The organism is Pseudomonas sp. R9.37, from assembly GCF_963878885.1.
Lineage (GTDB): Bacteria > Pseudomonadota > Gammaproteobacteria > Pseudomonadales > Pseudomonadaceae > Aquipseudomonas.
Genome location: NZ_CAWNZA010000011.1, coordinates 491,978 through 509,500, shown reverse-complemented (window position 1 = coordinate 509,500; position 17,523 = coordinate 491,978). Strand labels below are relative to the sequence as shown.

Annotated in this window: 12 protein-coding genes; 11 read left to right on the top strand and 1 reads right to left on the bottom strand. The window is 64.2% G+C overall.

Going from position 1 to position 17,523, the window contains the following annotated elements; all coding sequences use genetic code 11:
* Positions 1-19: 19 nt before the first annotated feature.
* Positions 20-1,039 carry a type VI secretion system protein TssA gene (gene tssA / locus AACU78_RS09035; protein WP_106575883.1) on the bottom strand — a complete coding sequence of 340 codons (1,020 nt, stop codon included), beginning with the start codon at positions 1,037-1,039 and terminating at the stop codon, positions 20-22.
* Between the two features lie 404 nt (positions 1,040-1,443).
* On the opposite strand from tssA, the gene tagH reads away from it, so the two are divergent.
* From tagH to AACU78_RS08980, 11 genes are read left to right on the top strand one after another with little or no spacing between them, the layout of a single operon-like run.
* Complete coding sequence (tagH, locus tag AACU78_RS09030; RefSeq protein WP_106575882.1) at positions 1,444-2,808, top strand: type VI secretion system-associated FHA domain protein TagH; 1,365 nt, start codon at positions 1,444-1,446, stop codon at positions 2,806-2,808.
* Positions 2,809-2,864: 56 nt separating this feature from the next.
* A complete protein-coding gene (gene tssJ / locus AACU78_RS09025) occupies positions 2,865-3,374 on the top strand; it encodes a type VI secretion system lipoprotein TssJ (protein ID WP_106575881.1) in 510 nt (169 codons plus the stop codon).
* Between the two features lie 18 nt (positions 3,375-3,392).
* The gene (gene tssK, locus AACU78_RS09020) at positions 3,393-4,727 is read left to right on the top strand and encodes a type VI secretion system baseplate subunit TssK (RefSeq protein ID WP_106575880.1); all 1,335 of its coding nucleotides are present in this window, start codon (positions 3,393-3,395) and stop codon (positions 4,725-4,727) included.
* A 6-nt stretch (positions 4,728-4,733) separates the two neighbouring features.
* Positions 4,734-6,023 (top strand): DotU family type VI secretion system protein, encoded by a 1,290-nt coding sequence (locus tag AACU78_RS09015; RefSeq protein WP_106575879.1) that lies wholly within the window; start codon positions 4,734-4,736, stop codon positions 6,021-6,023.
* Positions 6,020-9,520: a type VI secretion system membrane subunit TssM gene (gene tssM / locus AACU78_RS09010; RefSeq protein WP_106575878.1), complete on the top strand. Its 3,501-nt coding sequence runs from the start codon at positions 6,020-6,022 to the stop codon at positions 9,518-9,520. The genes AACU78_RS09015 and tssM overlap by 4 nt, the downstream gene beginning before the upstream one ends.
* The gene (gene tagF, locus AACU78_RS09005) at positions 9,517-10,170 is read left to right on the top strand and encodes a type VI secretion system-associated protein TagF (RefSeq protein WP_106575877.1); all 654 of its coding nucleotides are present in this window, start codon (positions 9,517-9,519) and stop codon (positions 10,168-10,170) included. The genes tssM and tagF overlap by 4 nt, the downstream gene beginning before the upstream one ends.
* The gene (locus AACU78_RS09000; RefSeq protein WP_106575876.1) at positions 10,171-10,890 is read left to right on the top strand and encodes a PP2C family protein-serine/threonine phosphatase; all 720 of its coding nucleotides are present in this window, start codon (positions 10,171-10,173) and stop codon (positions 10,888-10,890) included.
* Positions 10,887-13,874, top strand: a complete 2,988-nt coding sequence (locus AACU78_RS08995; protein WP_106575875.1) for a serine/threonine-protein kinase — start codon at positions 10,887-10,889, stop codon at positions 13,872-13,874. The genes AACU78_RS09000 and AACU78_RS08995 overlap by 4 nt, the downstream gene beginning before the upstream one ends.
* On the top strand, positions 13,874-14,578 hold the full coding sequence (locus AACU78_RS08990; protein WP_106575874.1) for an ABC transporter ATP-binding protein: 705 nt from the start codon (positions 13,874-13,876) through the stop codon (positions 14,576-14,578). Before AACU78_RS08995 ends, AACU78_RS08990 begins: the two co-directional genes overlap by 1 nt.
* Positions 14,578-15,762 (top strand): ABC transporter permease, encoded by a 1,185-nt coding sequence (locus tag AACU78_RS08985; RefSeq protein ID WP_106575873.1) that lies wholly within the window; start codon positions 14,578-14,580, stop codon positions 15,760-15,762. Before AACU78_RS08990 ends, AACU78_RS08985 begins: the two co-directional genes overlap by 1 nt.
* Complete coding sequence (locus AACU78_RS08980; RefSeq protein ID WP_106575872.1) at positions 15,755-17,467, top strand: formylglycine-generating enzyme family protein; 1,713 nt, start codon at positions 15,755-15,757, stop codon at positions 17,465-17,467. Before AACU78_RS08985 ends, AACU78_RS08980 begins: the two co-directional genes overlap by 8 nt.
* Positions 17,468-17,523: the final 56 nt, after the last annotated feature.

Genomic DNA, 17,523 nt, shown 5'->3' with positions numbered 1-17,523 from the left:
TACTGCACAGCCGGGCGGCTTACTCGCCGTCCGGGCCGCGCAGGTTTTCAAATTGGGACATGCCGTCGGGAATCAGATTGCGCACGATGGCCGCGAAGTCGGCGTGCACCAGATTCTTCGCCCGGTTCAACAGCACCGGCAGCGGGCTCGAAGGCTCGTGACGGGTGTAGTACGCAAGGATCTTGTCGAGGCTGCGCAGCACGTCATCGCGGCTGGCGATGTCGCCAGTGGGGCGCGGTGCGGCGGGGGCAGCGGCGAAATCGACCGAGGGGGCATTGTCGTCACTGACGGCCTCGGGTTCGCTGCTGGTATCGCTGTTCGGTACGAATTGGTTGAGGACTTGCAGCGCCTGCTTGAGCGGTTGCTTCAACAGGCTGAGGTCCACGCCCTGGGCCGAACCGACCTGGTCGCTGACCTGTTGTTCGATGGCTTCGCAGGCGGCGCGCGCGGCGCTCAAGGCATCGCGCGTGGCTTGCAGTTGTTCGGGATCGCTGTCCAGAAATGCCGCGTTGAGTTGCTGGGCACCGAGCTGTTCATCGGGGAAGCTCATCAGGCCGCTGGCGTTCAGCGCGGCACGCAGGCTCACCGGCCCGAACGTGCGCGAGCGCGTGAGGATGCTTTCGCGCAGCAGACGAATGGTTGCGTCGCTGGTCAGGCCGGATAAGGCATTGATGCGTACGGTGGGGTCGTTATCGTCGTCGGCATCCAGGCGCGGGTGCAGGTCGGCCCAGTACTCGCGCAGCAGCGCATTGATCAACGTGAGGACTTCGGCCAGTCCGGCCACACCCTGAAGGGCGAGGGAGCTTTGCAACAGAAAGTGGGTGATGCGCAGGTCTTTGCTGCGCTGCAACAAGTCGAGGCTTTGCTGCTGGATGCTGCGCCATTCCGGTGGCTCAGCGGGCAGGATAGAGTCGCCCATGCTGCGCTCGGGTTGGCCCTTGGCGTCACGCTCCAGTTGGAGAAATTGCGCGTCATATTCCATGTCTTCGCCACAGGGCGAAGTCGCGGAAACGGCGGCGAGCAGCAACGGCACATCCACTTGATTCGATCTCCCTATCAGCCCGTTAGATGCCGGGCAATGCATGCATTAGTTGCGCGATGAACTGTGCATGTTTTCTTGGTCATACAGTCAGAGTGCCACTACGGTGCCATCACTGATGTTCAAGAAGTTGTGCATTTTTGGTGTAGTAGTTACGCCTTGTCAAGGTAAGCTATTCGCCCTCTGTGACAGATGTGCGGTGCTTAACACCCTGCGCGACTGGCGGGTCGAACGGCGCACCGGGACAGGATTTTTGTCATAGAGGCCAGTTAAGATCAGCGATCATGCTGGTAAAAGCATATTTTTACGGTCGTTAACGCGACTGGCGGTATCTCTCGGGAAGTCTGGCTCCTTCAGGTAGACCCTTGGATAGACCGCGCGCGATGTATCAGCAAGGAGGCAAGATGTCGCTGTGTTTGACTATCACTAGTTATCACAAGATCACCCCTGGGCAATGCCCTGAAAAGTCCATGAATCAGGGCGTGATGGCTATTGGCCGCAGTTCTGATAATGACTGGGTATTGCCTGATCCAGAGCGCCTTGTCTCCTCGCAACACTGCGTTATTCAATACAAAGATGGCCGTTATTATTTAACCGATAACAGCACCAACGGCGTTGAATTGGTTAACGCCGGTATTCGTATGCGCCGAGGGAGCAGCGAACCGTTGCAAGACGGTGAATTGATCCGCATCGGCGACTACGAAATCCAGGCGCGTATCGACTTCAACGTGCAAACCATCGATAGCCAGCCGTTTGCCGGCGATTCGCCGAACAGCTTCGAGGCGTTGATGGGCGCGGTGGTGAACGCGCCCGCGCCGACGCCGGTGATCGCGCCGCAGTTTCATGGCGCTTCGTCGATGGACACGCTACCTGACCTGTTCGATTTCCTCACGCCCACCGCCGTGCCACCACCGACCGTGGCGGACCACGTGCCGTCCGAGCAACACGACTTTCGCCCGCCGACCCCCGTTGCCGTGCCGGTGGTGGAGAAGCCGGCGGTGTCAGGTTCGGTGATTCCCGAAGACTGGGACGTGTTTGGCGACACACCCACGCCTGTGGCCAGTACCCCGACGCCCGTTGCACCGCCTCCCGCGCCGTCGGTCATCCAGTCGCCACCCGCGCCGCCAGTCATCCAGTCGCCGCCCGTGGTCGAGCCCGCGCTCCCCGTGGCTGACAGCCAACAGCCCGACCTGTTGCAAGCCTTCCTGCGCGGCGCCGGCCTCGACCAGCTGCGCCTGGACAAGGCTGACGCCTGCGCGCAGATGGAGAGCATCGGGCGCAGCTACCGGTTGATGGTCGAAGGCCTGATCGACGTATTGCGCGCCCGCGCCAGCCTCAAGGGCGAGTTCCGTATGCAGCAGACGATGATCCGGCCCGCCGAAAACAATCCGTTGAAGTTCGCGCCCAACGCCGACGAAGCCTTACTGCTGCTGCTTCGGCATGGAAACCAAGCGTTCATGGCGCCGGATATCGCTGTGCGCGACAGTTTCGACGACCTGCGCGCCCATCAACTGGCGGTGATGGCCGGTGTAGAAGCAGCCATCAAGCACTTGCTCGCGCGCTTTGAACCGGCGCAACTCGAAGAGCGCATGGGCAAGCCCGGCGGGTTGTCGAGCATTTTCAACGGCTCGCGCCAGGCCCAGTACTGGCAGCAGTTCACCGAGCTTTACAGCAATATTTCGCGCGAAGCCCAGGAAGATTTCCAGGACCTGTTCGGTCGCGAATTCAGCCGAGCCTACGAAGAACACAGCGCACGACAGCGTCGCTAAACCGCAACGCAGTAATGGATAAAACGGATAGCTAAGTACGTCATTGAGGACGCAGGATGATTCCCAGGTTTTTACTCGCAGCCGCCACGGCGCTGCTGCTGACGGCGTGTGCCAAGGATGCCGCCAAGCCCGAGGCGGCCACTGAAGCCGAAGCGGACACCGCCGCCATCGAACTGCATTTTCACGCCATTGCCGGGCTCAACCCCGGCGCCAACGGCCAGGCCGCGCCGGTTCGCGTACGCATTTTTGAACTGAAAAACGCCGCCACCTTCAGCCGCTCCGATTACTTCGCGCTGGCTGATCGCGCGCAATCCACGCTCGGCCTCGATCTGCTGGACCAGGACGAAGTGATGGTGCAACCCGGCCAGCAACTGAGTATCCAGCGCAACCTCGACCCGTCCACGCGGCAGATCGGCCTGCTGGTGGGTTATCGCGAGTTGGACCGCGCGCAATGGCGCACGGTGCTTACCGTCCCGGCACGCCAATACACCGAATACCAGATCAGCCTCGATGTGCGTGCCGTACGCGCCGACGTCGTGGTTCCCCCATCCAGCCCTGCCCAATAAGAAGCAAACGGAGCTCCCATGTCCTGGAACAATCGCGTGGTCTGGTCGGAAGGCATGTTCATCGGAACGCAGCACTTCCAGCAGCATGACCGTTACCTGGAAAACCTGATTGACGCCCGCAGCCGCCCGTTGTCCGCCGGTGCCTGGGGTTTCTCCGAATTGCTCATCGACCAGGGCCTGCTGGCCCAGGGCAAGCTGGCGATTGTGTCGGCACGTGGCCTGTTGCCGGATGGCACGCCGTTCAATATTCCCCAGGATGACCTGGCGCCGAGCCCTTTGAATATCGACGACAACCTGCGCGATGGCCTGGTGTACCTGGCCTTGCCGCTCAAGCGTGCAGGCGCGCGCGACACCGTCGATGACGGCGAAGACCTCGGCGCTGCGCGTTACGTCAGCCAGGTGCGCGAAGTGCGAGATGACAACGCCCCGTTCGAAAACCGCGCGCCCGTGGCCGTGGGTTCCCGTGCGTTGCGCCTGCTGACTGCGCAGGATGGCATCAGCGACTACGCCGCCATCGGCCTGGTGCGCATCAAGGAAAAACGCGCCGACCGCGCGCTGGTGCTGGATGACACCTACATCCCGCCCGTGCTGGACGTGGCCGCAAGCAAACCGCTGACGGCCTTTCGCAGCGAATTGCTGGGCCTGCTGCACCAGCGCGGCGAAGCCCTGGCCGGCCGCGTGGTCGCCTCGGGCGCCGGTGGCGCGTCAGAGATTGCCGACTTCATGCTGCTGCAACTGGTCAACCGCGCGCAGCCGCTGCTCCAGCATTTCAGCCAGTTGAGCCCGCTGCACCCGGAGCGTTTTTTCAGCGAACTGGTGAGCCTGGCCGGTGAGTTTTCCACCTTCTCGACGTCGGGCCGTCGCCCCCAGGAATACCCGCAATACCAGCACGACGACCTGGCCCTGAGCTTCACTCCGGTGATGGCAGCGTTGCGTGAGGCGCTGTCGATGCTGATCGACAGCAAAGCCACACCGATCCCGATTGTGGAAAAAGCCTACGGCATCCACGTGGCGATGCTCGCCGACAAAACCCTGCTCGACAGCGCCAGCTTCATCCTCGTGGTGCGCGCCGATGTGCCCGGCGAAACCTTGCGCGCGCGTTTCGGCCAGCAGAGCAAAGTCGGCTCGGTGGAGCACATCCGCGACATGGTCAACCTGCAACTGCCGGGCATCGGCCTGCTGCCGCTGCCGGTGGCGCCACGCCAGATTCCGTACCACGCAGGCAGTACCTATTACGAGCTGGACCGTGGCAGCGAGCACTGGCAACAACTGAATAACTCCGGCGGCTTTGCCTTCCACATCGCCGGGCAATTCCCGGGTTTGAACCTGGCCTTCTGGGCGATCCGAGGATAATCCGCGATGCATCCCAATGATGATGACCGCACCCAGTTCATGCCGCGCCCGGGTGGCCGTGCGCCGGAACCTGCGCGTGCAGAGCCGGCGCCGCTGTCGGTGCCGGCCGCGCCGATCCTGACCGGTAAAAGCCAGGGCCTCAACCCGCTGGAAAGCGCCGCCGGCCCGCTGTTGGCGCTGTTGACGCGCCTGCGCAACACCATCGCGCACCCGGCACCGGCCAGCCTGCGTGCGCAGTTGCTGGCTTACCTGCGCCAGTTCGAAGAGCGCGCCGAAGCCGCTGGCGTGGCGCGCAACGAAGTGCTGCTGGCACGTTACGCGCTGTGCACCGCACTCGATGAAGCGGTGCTCAGTACGCCGTGGGGCAGCACCAGCGACTGGGGCAAGCAGAGCCTGTTGATCACGGTGCACAACGAAGCCTGGGGCGGCGAAAAGGTCTTCCAGTTGCTCGACCACTGCCTGCAAAGCCCGCGCGAGCGCCTGTACCTGCTGGAGCTGTTGTACCTGTGCATTTGCCTGGGTTTCGAGGGCCGTTACCGCGTGATGAACGACGGTCGCAGCCAGCTCGAAGCCTTGCGTGAACGCACCGCCGCCGCCATTCGCAGTGCGCGTGGCGAGCACGAGCGCGAGCTGTCGCCGCACTGGCGCGGCGTGACCGTGGCGCGTGATCGCCTGGCGCAATTCATGCCGCCGTGGATCGCCGTGGCCATCGGCCTGGCGCTGCTGCTGGCGTTGCTGTTCGGCTTGCGCATGAAACTGGCGTCGGATGCCGAGCCGGTGTTCAAGAATATTCATGCGCTGGGCGAGATCCCGGTGCAGGCCATCGACCGTCCGGTGGCGCAGCCCAAAGTCATCGAGCGGCCACGCCTGGCCGGTTTCCTGGCGGAGGACATCAAGGCTGGCCGCGTGGCGGTGGAAGACAAGGTCGACCGCTCCGTGGTGACGATCCGGGGCGATGAGTTGTTCGCCTCGGCCAGCTCCAGCATCGTCGATGACTATCAGCCGCTGATGCTGCGCATTGCCGATGCCATCCGCAAGGTCAAGGGGCAGGTGCGCGTCACCGGGCACAGCGATAACCGCCCGATTGCCACGCTGCGCTTCCCGTCCAACTGGGCGCTGTCCGAAGCCCGCGCCAAGTCGGTGCTGGAGATCCTGGCAGCCAAGACCGGCCAGGCGGATCGCTTCAGCGCCGAAGGCAGAAGTGACACCGAGCCTGTGGCGACCAACGCCACCGCAGAAGGCCGTGCCCGCAATCGTCGGGTTGAAATCACCGTATTGGCGGAGGGCGTCGAGTGAAGGCGTTTTTCAGTTTCATGATTCGCTGGGTGATTCCCGTGCTGGGCCTGATCGCCCTGAGCCTGATCATCTGGTTTGTGGGGCCGCTGCTCGATGTGCTGGTGCCGGAAGGGCGGCGCTGGGCGCTGATCATTCTGGTGTTTGCGGTGTGGATTGCGTATCGCGTGTTCCGCATTATCCAGGCCCGCCGCCAGGCCGCCGAAGTGATGCGCAGCCTGGCCGCGGAAACCCCGGTCGACCCCAACAGTGTCGCCACCGCCGAAGAACTCACTACCTTGCGCCAGCGCATGGACGAGGCCCTGGCGCTGCTGAAAAAGGCCAAGCTCGGTGGCGATGAACGCCGCAACCTCTACGAGCTGCCGTGGTACGTGATCATCGGCCCACCGGGGTCGGGCAAGACCACGGCGCTGGTCAATTCCGGTCTGCATTTTCCACTGGCTGCGCAATTGGGCGCGGGTGCGGTGCGGGGCGTCGGTGGCACGCGCAATTGCGATTGGTGGTTTACCGACCAAGCCGTTTTGCTCGACACCGCGGGCCGCTACACCACCCAGGACAGCAACTCGACGGTGGACAAGGCGGCATGGCTGGGCTTTCTCGACCTGCTGAAAAATCAGCGCTCGCGCCGCCCGATTGACGGTGCCTTTATCGCCATCAGCCTCTCGGATTTGCTGCTTGGCACAGACGCCGAACGGGCCGCCCATGCGGCGGCGATTCGCTTGCGTATTCAGGAGCTGTACACCCAGTTGGGCGTGCGTTTCCCGATTTACCTGATGCTGACCAAGCTCGACCTGGTGCCGGGCTTCATGGAGTTCTTTGACAACCTGAGCAAGGAAGAGCGCGCTCAGGTGTGGGGCATGACCTTTGCGCTCGATGACGGCAAGCACAGCGACAGCCCGTTGGCGACGCTGCAAAGCGAGTTCGCCGGCCTTGAGCAGCGCCTCAACGAACGGTTGGTGGAGCGTCTGCAACAAGAGCGCGACCCGGCGCGGCGCGACCTGATCTACGGCTTCCCGCAGCAGTTCGGCGCGTTGAAAGATTGCCTGCAAAGCTTTCTCGAAGGCGTGTTCAAACCCAATGCCTTTGAAGAGCGCGTGCTGCTGCGCGGCGTGTACTTCACCAGCGGCACCCAGGAAGGCAGCCCGATTGATCGCCTGATCGGTGCCATGGCCCAAAGCATGAACCTGGACCGCCAGCACCTGGCGCGCCAGAGCGGCACCGGGCGCAGTTACTTCATCGAAAAACTCTTCACCGTCGTGGCCTTCGCCGAGCGCGGCCTGGTGGGCGTGAACCCCAAGGTCGAGCGTCGGCGCAAGTGGATCGCACGCGGCGTGCTGGCAGCCACCGTCGCTTTGGTGGTGGTGGTCAGTGGTTTGTGGTGGGTGAGTTATCGCGCCAACCAGGCGTATATCGCCCAGGTGGATCAGAAGGTCGCGCCGTTGGGCCAGGCCGTACAGAACCTCAGCCCGGCGCAACGCGAAGTGCTCGCCGTGCTGCCGTTGCTCAATGCGGTGAAGAGCCTCGCGGGTGATTCGCCAAGCTGGTCCGAAGGGCTGGGCCTGTATCAGGGCGACATGCTTGAAGCCGAATCCGCCAGCGTTTACCGCAAGCTGTTGATCGCCGTGTTTGCGCCTCGCCTGGTGACGCGCATCGAAGAGCAACTGCACGGTGGCGGCAATTCCGATTTCCTGTACGAAGGCCTCAAGGCCTACCTGATGCTCGCCGACGCCGAGCACTACGACCCGGACTTCATCAAGGCCTGGATCGCTCTCGATTGGGACCGCAACCTGCCGCGCGACCTGCCGGCCGATCAGCGTCAGGCGCTGACCGGGCACTTGCAGGCGTTGTTCGAGCGCCACCCGCCGAATGCACGCCTGGACCCACGCCTGATCGACGACCTGCGTCGCCAGTTGCAACAACTGCCGGTGGCGCAACGCGTCTACGACCGGGTCAAGCGCCAGAAGCTGCCCGATGGCATCCCGGACTTTCGCATCAACGAAGCCGCTGGCCGCGATGCTGCGCTGGTGTTCAGCCGCAAAAGTGGCAAGCCGCTGGGTGAGCCGCTGAGTGGGTTCTTCACCGCCAAGGGGTATCGCCAGGCGTTCTTGCTGAGCAGCCTGAACCAGACCGGCACCCTCGCCGAAGAACAATGGGTGCTGGGCCGTGAACAGGCCGACCAGCAGAACGTGGTCAGCCTCGCTGCGGACGTGCGCCGCTTGTACTTCCAGGACTACCAGCGCCAATGGGATGCCTTGCTCGCCGACATCGACTTCGTGCCGATCACCAGCGTGGCCCAGGCGGCCGATGTACTGCGGGTGATTTCCGGCCCGACCTCGCCGCTGAAAAAACTGCTGGTGGCCGTGTCCAAGGAAACCGATCTGCAAGCTGAAGAGCGCCAATTGGCCGCTAAAGGCGTGCCGGTGGAAGGCGGCGTCGACAAGCTCAAGGAGCGCCTCGGCAGCCTGCTCGGCCAGGAACAACCGACCGCCAACGCGCCGGCTGCTGGGGATGACCCGGTCACCGCGCACTTCGCCGCACTCAACAGCATCGTCAGCAAGAATGAAGGCGAACCCGCCGCCATCGATGGCCTGTTGGCAGACATGAACGCGCTGTACGTGCAGGTCAGTGCCATGGTGGGCGCCAGTGGCGATGCCTTGCTTGGCGAGGCCAAGAACCAGGCGGCGGCTGCGGCCACGCGGGTCAGCCTGAATGCCGAACGCCAGCCGCCGCTGGTACAGGGCATGGTCAAGTCGGTGGTCAATTCCACCACCAACAGCATGATGGGCGGCGTGCGTAACCAACTGAACGCGGCGTGGGTCAGCGAAGTGGTCAACGTCTACCGTCAGTCGCTGGCCGGGCGTTATCCGATGTCGCCGGGCAGCGCTCGCGACGCCACGCTGGATGACTTCGGTCAGTTCTTCGGCGTGGGCGGGGTGATGGACAACTATTTCCGCAAGTACCTGCAGCCTTACGTGGACACATCCGCGCAGACCTGGCGCTGGCAACCGGGCGCCGCGCAGAAGCTCGGGATTGCGCCAGGCGTGTTGCAGACGTTCCAGCGTGCGGCAGCGATCCGTGATGCGTTTTTCCGCGCCGGTGGTACGCAGCCCATTGTGCGTTTCGAACTCAAACCGGTGTCGATGGACCCGACCATCACCCAGTTCCTGCTTGATCTGGACGGCCAGCAATTGAGCTACGACCACGGCCCAAGTCGCCCGGTCGCCATGCAATGGCCGAACCCCGGCAGCATCGGCGTGGTGCGTATTTCGATCATGCCGCCATCGGCCAGCGGCCGTTCGGGCGTCACCCTGGACGGCCCGTGGGCCTGGTTCCGCTTGCTGGAACAGTCGGACCTCACCGCCGGCAATTCGCCGGACCGTTTCAACCTGCGCCTGCGGGTGGACGGGGCGAGCATCGCCTACGAGTTGCGCGCCAACAGTGCCTTCAACCCGTTCAAGAGCCGCGTACTCAGTGGCTTCAGCCTGCCGGAGCGGTTATGACGACGCTGGGTTTCTACGGCAAGTTGGCCAGCCGCGGTGACTTTGTCAGCCGCGCCTTGCCCCAGAGTTTTATCGGCCCCTGGGACAGCTGGCTGGCGGCAGGACTGCTCGCCAGCCAGAACAGCCTGGGCGGCGACTGGCTCAATGTGTACCTGGTCAGCCCGTTGTGGCGCTTTGTGCTGGCGCCGGGTGTGTGCGGGCCGGACGCGGCGGCGGGTGTGGTCATGCCGAGCATTGACCGTGTCGGCCGGTATTTTCCGTTGGCGGTGGTGGCGTTGCTCGATCACGACACCAACCCCGCATCGCTGGTGGGCGGGCCGGACACCTGGTTTGAGCAGGCCGAAGAGCTGCTGCTCAGCACACTGGATGCCGGCGCGACCTTTGAAGGCTTCAACGATGGCGTCGACAAACTCGGCATCCCGGCCAGTGAGCAACGCGCCGTGGACAGCCGCTTTGCCGGGCTGCAACGCGTTGCCGCCACCGTGCCCCACAGCCGCATGACCGCGCTCGCCGAACAGGCCTGCGAGGGCGCGAGCCTGTGGTGGGGGCGTGGCTCGCAGGTGATTTCCCCAGGTTTATTGCGGTGTCAGGGTTTGCCTGCCGCCGGCGATTTTGCGCAGTTTTTGCTCGGACAAGAAGGTGTGGTGTAGATGGGGGCGACGTTCAAATCCGCGAGCAAAAGCCATGTGGGCATGGTCCGTCAGGTCAATGAAGACGCCTGCCTGGACCTGCCGGAAAACCGTCTGTGGGTGGTGGCCGACGGGATGGGCGGGCATGCGGCGGGCGACTACGTCAGCAGCCTGATCGTCGACAGCCTGCGCGCTGTGCCGGTGGGGCGTTCCCTCGACGAATATTCGGCGGCCCTGCGCAATGACCTGATCCGCATCAACGCAACCGTGCGCGAAGAAACCGCCAACCGTGGCGTGACCATGATGGGCAGCACCGTGGTGGTCCTGGCCGCACGCGGCTTGCGCGGTGTGTGTTTGTGGGCCGGTGACAGCCGCCTGTACCGCCTGCGCGACGGCGTGTTGGAAGGCATTTCCCGCGACCACAGCTACGTGCAGGACCTGCAAGACAGCGGCTTGCTCAGTGAAGCCGATGCCCGTGTGCACCCTCGCGCCAATATCGTCACCCGTGCGATTGGCGTGGAGGCGCAGCTGGAGGTGGCGGTGGTCGACCTGCTGATCGCTCCCGGTGACAGCTACCTGCTGTGCAGCGACGGCCTGAACAAGACCGTCGAGGATCATGAAATCCGCGAAGTGCTGGGCCACGACGCGCCGGATGAAATCGTGCGCAGCCTGGTGCACCTGGGCCTCAACCGGGGCGCGCCGGACAACATCACCGCCATTGTCGTGAAGGTTTCGCCATGAACATCGTGATTCCGGGTTATGACATCGAAGGCGAGATCGGCGAAGGCGCCATGGCCAGCGTGTACCTGGCGACCCAGCGTTCGCTGGAGCGCAAGGTGGCGTTAAAAGTGATGGCGGCGGCGCTGGCGGCGGACCCGAGTTTTTGCGAGCGTTTCCTGCGCGAGGGCAAGACCCTGGCGCGCCTGTCGCACCCCCACACGGTGACCATCCATGACATCGGCAACGTCGGTGAGCTGTATTACATGGCCATGGAATACCTGCCCAACGGCACGCTCAAAGAGCGCATTGCCGCCGGCCTGACACCGGAGCAGGGCGTGACGTTGATCCGCCAGATCGCCTCGGCGCTGGGCTATGCGCATGCCCAGGGCCTGGTCCACCGTGACGTCAAGCCGGCGAACATTCTGTTCCGCGCTGACGGCACCGCCGTGCTGTCGGACTTCGGCATCGCCAAGTCGCTGGATGACCGTACCCAGTTCACTCAAGCCGGGTTTGCCGTGGGCACGCCGAGCTACATGAGCCCGGAGCAGGCGCGGGGCCAGGAGATTGATGGCCGCGCTGACCTCTACGCACTCGGCGTGGTGCTCTATGAAATTCTCGTCGGCGAGTTGCCTTACACCGGCACCGATGCACTGTCCACGGCGCTGGCGCACCTGACCGAACCGCTGCCGGAACTGCCGGTGCACCACGGCCGTTATCAGGAGGTGCTGCGCAAGCTGTTGGCCAAGGACCCGGCGGAGCGTTTCCCGGACGCGGCGGCGTTGCTGCGCGCGCTGGACCAACTGCCGGCGGACTCGCCGGAAGCCACGCTGGTGCGGCCGCTGCCGATTCCGCTGAGCTTCGACCTGGCGGGCATGACGCCGGTGTCTATCGACATTCCGACCGACAAACCCCAGCCGCAGCCGGTGCGCCAACCGGTGGTGACGCCGACCCAACACAGCAATGTGTCCGAGCAGCGTCGCGGGCCGGTATTGGCCTTGGCTGCAGTCGCCGTGGCTGTCGCCCTTGCCATCGGTGGCGCGAGCTACTGGTGGTTGAGCCGCGGCGATACACCCGCGGCGCCGCCCGCTGCGGTGGTGCCGAAAACGCCCGCGCCTCCTGAAGCAAAAACGGTTGTGGCCGATGCGGACGGCGGTCAGCGTCCCTTGCTGATGGCGGGCAAGAAGACCCTGTTCCAGCGTGTGCTGAGCAAGCCGGGCGCCAAGCTGTCCCACGATGCCGGCGGCGCCCCCGACGAGGGGCTGCCGGCGTTTTCCGTGCTTTACGTTTACCAGCGCAAAGACGTCGATAGCAGCCCGTGGCTGCGTGTCGGTGCCGCCACCGATGGGCGCAGCGACGGCTGGTTGCCGGCCGCCCAGGTCAGCGACTGGAAACAAAGCCTGGTGCTCAAATTCACCGAGCGCTCGGGCCGGGCGCCGGTGATGTTCCTGCGCCAATCCAGCGAAGTGGAAAAACTGCTGGCCGATCCTGCGGCCGCCAAAGGCGTTCTGGCCAAGGCGCAGAAGAACAGCGAAGACAATCAACAGGTGTTGGCGCTGGAGCCGACGGCCAGTGCGGTGCCACAGGACCAGTTCTACCTGCTGCCGATTTTCGACTCCAAAGAGAGCTTCGACGAAAACGGCCAGCCGGTGCAGTTGCTCAATGTGGCCTCTATCGACCCCGGCAGCAGCGCGGCTGCCAAGCCGGCCGCCCGAGCGATCAACACCAACGCCGACGCCTTCCGCACCGCCGTGGTGCTGGTGGTGGACACCACGGTGTCGATGCAGCCTTACATCGACCAGGTCCGCGACGTGGTGCACGAGCTGCAAACCCGCATCGCCGAGCGTGGTGAGCTGGACAGCGTCAGCTTCGGCCTGGTGGGTTTTCGCAACAGCATCAAGAAAACCCCAGGGCTTGAGTACGTCGCCAAGACGCTGATCAGCCTTGATCAGGGCCGCGACCCAGAGCGCTTCCTCGACATGGCGCGGCAGGTCAAAGCCTCCACCGTGTCCAGTCACTCGTTCAACGAAGACGCGTTTGCCGGGGTGATGCAGGCCGTGGATGGCATGGACTGGTCCGGCTACGGTGGGCGCATCATCCTGCTGGTCACCGACGCCGGCGCACTGCGCAAGAACGACCCGTTTGCCGCCACCCAGATGAACGAAGCCGAGGTGCGCCAGGCCGCGCTGGGCAAGCAGATCAAGATCTACGCCCTGCACCTGCGCACCGACGCCGGCAAGAAAACCCATGCCGGTGCCGAAACCCAATACCGCGTGCTCACCGCTGACGCCAACCCGCAGATCGGCGACCTCTACACGCCGGTGCCAGGGGGGGATGTGCGCAAGCTGGGTGAGCGTGTCGATGAGATCGGCAGCGTGTTCGCCAACCTTGTGCACCAGGTGCGCAGCAACACGCCGCAGCCGGTGCCGCTGCTGAGTGCCGCGCCGACCTTGGCCGACAAGTCCGCGGCCGTCGGCTACGCCATGCACATGGATTTCCTCGGCCGCAAAACCGCGAGCCAGGCGCCGCAACTGGTCAGCGCCTGGACCGCCGACCGCGACCTGACCAACCCGGCGCTGCCGGCGTTCCAGGTGTGCGTGATGCTGACCAAATTGCAGCTCAACGACCTGCAGCAGTCGCTGAAACTGATCGTCGATGCGGCGCGCAAGACCCAGACCTCGCCCAAGGATTTTTTCCAGGAAATCGCCAGCGCCTCGGCCTACATGAGCCGCGACCCGCAGGCCCTGCGCAAGGGCGGCAACCTGGCCGACGGCGGCATCCTCGGTGAGTACCTGGAAGGCCTGCCGTACCGCAGCAAGTCGCTGAACATGACCCAGGACTTGTGGTTGTCGTTGAGCGTGGCCGAGCAGGAAGACTTTATCGACGAGCTGGATTCGAAAATCCGCCTCTACGAAACCTTTCACAATGATGTGGCCAACTGGGTCCGTTTCGGCGATGCCGAGCCGGGCGATGCGTTGTACCGCGTGCCCTTGTCGACGCTGCCGTGATGCTGAACTTGAGCGCAGTGCACAAAAGCCGCGGCGTTGGCAGCCAGCGCTATAGCCTGGTGATTCCGGCGCTGGCGCTGCGCGCGGGTGAGCAGTTGGCAATCGTCGGGCCGAGCGGCTGTGGCAAAAGCACCTTGCTCGATCTGCTGGCGCTGGTGTTGGCGCCGGATCAGGTTGGCCGGTTTGAATTTGATCAGGTCGATGTCGGCGCTCTGTGGCGTGCCGATCAGCAGTCGACGTTGGCCGCGTTGCGCAGCACGCACTTGGGCTACGTGCTGCAAACCGGCGGCCTGCTGGGTTTTCTCGATGTGCGCAGCAATATCGCCTTGTCCCGCCAACTGCTGGGGCTCAAGGACGACGGCAGCGTCGCGCGTCTGGCCGAACAGTTGGAGATCAGCGATCAGTTGGGCAAAAAACCGACTGCGCTGTCGGTGGGCCAACGCCAACGCGTGAGCTGCGCCCGTGCACTGGCCCACGCGCCGCAACTGGTGCTGGCGGATGAGCCGACGGCGTCGCTTGACCCGCTGAACGCCGAACGCGTGATGCAGGCGCTGCTGGCCCAGGCCCGCGAACATCGCGCGGCCTGCGTGATCGCCACCCATGACGAGCCGCTGGCCCGCGCCAGTGGTTTGCAGGTGCGGCGCATCAGTTGCCGCCGTGACACCGACGGCGGCGTCACGGCCACCCTCGGGGAGGCGTGCTGATGCGCATCGGTCTGGTGGCGTCCCTGGCCTGGCAGGATTACCGCAACGACGCCTGGCTGTCGGCCTGTTCGGTGCTGGCATTGGTGGCCGTGATCGTGCCGTTGCTGGTGTTATTCGGCCTGAAATTTGGACTGGTTAGCAGTTTGACCGAACGCCTGGAGACCGACCCCGCAACCCGTGAAATTATTCCGTTGGGCGGCGGTCGATTCAACGCAGCGTTTATCGAGCAACTTGCCCGGCGTGGTGATGTGGCCTTTGCCGTGCCGCGTACACGCCAGATTGCGGCGACCGCGCAGGTGGGCACGCTGACCCTGGAAATGCTGCCGACTGCAGCGGGTGACCCGCTGCTCGTGGGGTTGCCGATGCCTCGGGGCCTGGACCAGATCGTGCTGAGCCACACCGCCGCGGAAAAACTCGCGGCGCGGCCTGGCGATTGGCTGGAGACCAGCTTTGCGCGGCAAGTGGCAGGGCGTGTCGAAGCCCAACGCACGCGGTTGCAGGTGCTGGCGGTGCTGCCGTTGGAAGCGTTTGCGCGGGACGGTGTGTTTGCCGATTTGCGCCTGCTGGAAGCGGCGGAAGATTACCGCGACGGCCGCGCGGTGCCGGCGTTGAGTTGGGACGGTGACGCGGTCGGCGCGACCGAGCAGCGGGTTTATCCGGCGTTTCGTCTGTATGCCCGCCACCTCGCCGATGTGGAGCGGTTGCGGGTGTTTTTCGCCGGGCAGAACCTGTTGGTGTCGACCCAGGCGAACGCCATTGCCCAGGTGCAGTCGTTGAGTCGCAACCTGTCGATCGTGTTCTGGATCATTGCCGGGTTGGCCTTGGCGGGCGCATTTGCGGCGATCTTCGCCGGCGTGTTGGCCGCCGTGGCGCGCAAGCGTCGGGAATTGTCGGTGTTGCGCCTGCTGGGGTTTTCCACTGCCGGGCTGTTGCTGTTTGTGGTGGTGCAGGCGCTGTACAGCGCAGGGTTTGCCGCAGTGCTCAGTGCCGGGTTGTATGGCCTGGCCGAGGCGGGTTTGAATAAATTATTCGTGCAGGTGCCGGGCGAATACGCCAGTCGCCTGTTGGCGCCTCATTACGGCCTGGCCCTGGCTGCAGTCCTCGGCGTCAGCGCCGTGGCGGCGGCCTGTGGCGGTTGGCGCGTGGCGCGTATCCAGGCTTCTGAAGGAATCAGAGATGTATAAGTTACTGGGCGCCGCCATGGCGCTGAGCTTGGCTTCAATGGCGTGGGCGGATGAGGCGAGCGACAAACTCGACAACCCCAAACCGTTGCCCGATGACGTGAGCCTGCCGCTGCCATGCGAAGGCAACATGGTGTTCCGCTACGCCTATGTGCTGGCCCAAGGCACCCTGGATGACCGCGAGATCAGCCTCGGTTACCCCTTTGCCGAGGGTGAGGCGGGTTATCAGCAGTCGTTTATTTCCGGCTACCGGCGCGACTTCATCAACGGCCAGTTCACGCTCAAGGATTTGCCCAAGGACTGGAACGCGGTCATTGCGCCCTTGATGCCGAAGACCGACGCCAAAACCCCGCTCAAGCCGATGCTGTACTTCATCGGCAAGTACGAAGTCACGGCACGCCAGTATGCCCAAGTGATGTCCCAGGCACAGTCGCTCGCCAGTGGTGAGCCGGCGCCAGCGTGCGATGCGCCGACCGGCATGGCTGCACGCTTGCCCAAGGTGAAACTCTCGCGCTTTGAAGCCGAGCGCTTCTCGGCGGTGTACAGCGCCTGGTTGATGAAGTACCACCGCGACGTGCTGCCGGTCAGTGGTCGTGGGTCATCGGCCGAAGACGGTGGCCTCAGTTTTGTGCGCTTGCCCACCGAAGTGGAGTGGGAATTCGCCGCGCGTGGTGGCCAGGCAGTGAGCCGGCAGGACCTCGAGGGGCGGCTGTTTCCGCGGCGTGTCGAAGGCAGTGAAAGCGACGGGCCGCTGGGTGATTACGCGGTGTTTAACCAAGTCGCCGGCGGTACAGGCCAGGCGGCACGCCTGATGCCCATCGGCACCAAATTGCCCAACCCGATCGGCATGTTCGATGTGATTGGCAATGCGGCGGAAATGGTCCAGGAGTCGTTCCAACTGGTGCACGCCGGGCGCCGCCAGGGCACCTACGGCGGCTTTGTGGTCAAGGGCGGCAACTACCTGGAAGGCGAGGGCACGCTGTTCACGGGCATGCGCCGCGAGTACCCGCTGTTTGCCGCCGACGGCACCGAGCAGAGCAACGAGACCACCGGTTTTCGCGTGGCGATAGGTGCGTTGTCTGCGCCGCGTTCGCGCTACAAGGAGCTGTTCGCGCAGTGGCAGAAAGAAGGCCGCCTGGCCTCGCTGACCGACGCCATCGACGACGCCCAGGACCCGACCAAGCGCCTGGACAGCATCATCGCCGCCAGCGTCGATCCCAAGCTGCAAGCCGAACTGGGCCTGGTCAACGAAGAACTCAAGCGCAACGTTTCGCTGATCGCCCAGCAACGCGAAGAGGCGGCGGGCAACCTGATTCAATCGGCCGCGCTGGTGGCCGAGACCATCAGCAACTACAACATCCGCCTGATGAACTTGCAGAAGAGTCGCCAGCAGGCTCTGGACAACAAGGACGCGGCCAGCGCGCAGCTGTTTGCCACGGCCATCGACAATGGCCGCAGCGCGCTCGACGGCGCGGTGGCGATCTACATCGACAACCTGGCCACCGGCACGCGCTACACCGACGCGGTGATCCAGGCGCAGTTTCAACGAATCAAGGAAGAGTTGGATCGCAAGCCAGTGCTCGGCAAGAGCCTGGTGACGCGCGCGACACTGTTCGTTCGCCATGTCGGCAACTACCGCAAACAACAGCGGGCCGACCCGGCAACGATTTTGAAGGAATTGCTCGCAGCGAGCGGTCAGCGGTCTTGATCGCTGGTTGTATGGCGAGCTTGGAAGGGACTCAGGCGGCGGTGGGCCGTGCTGGG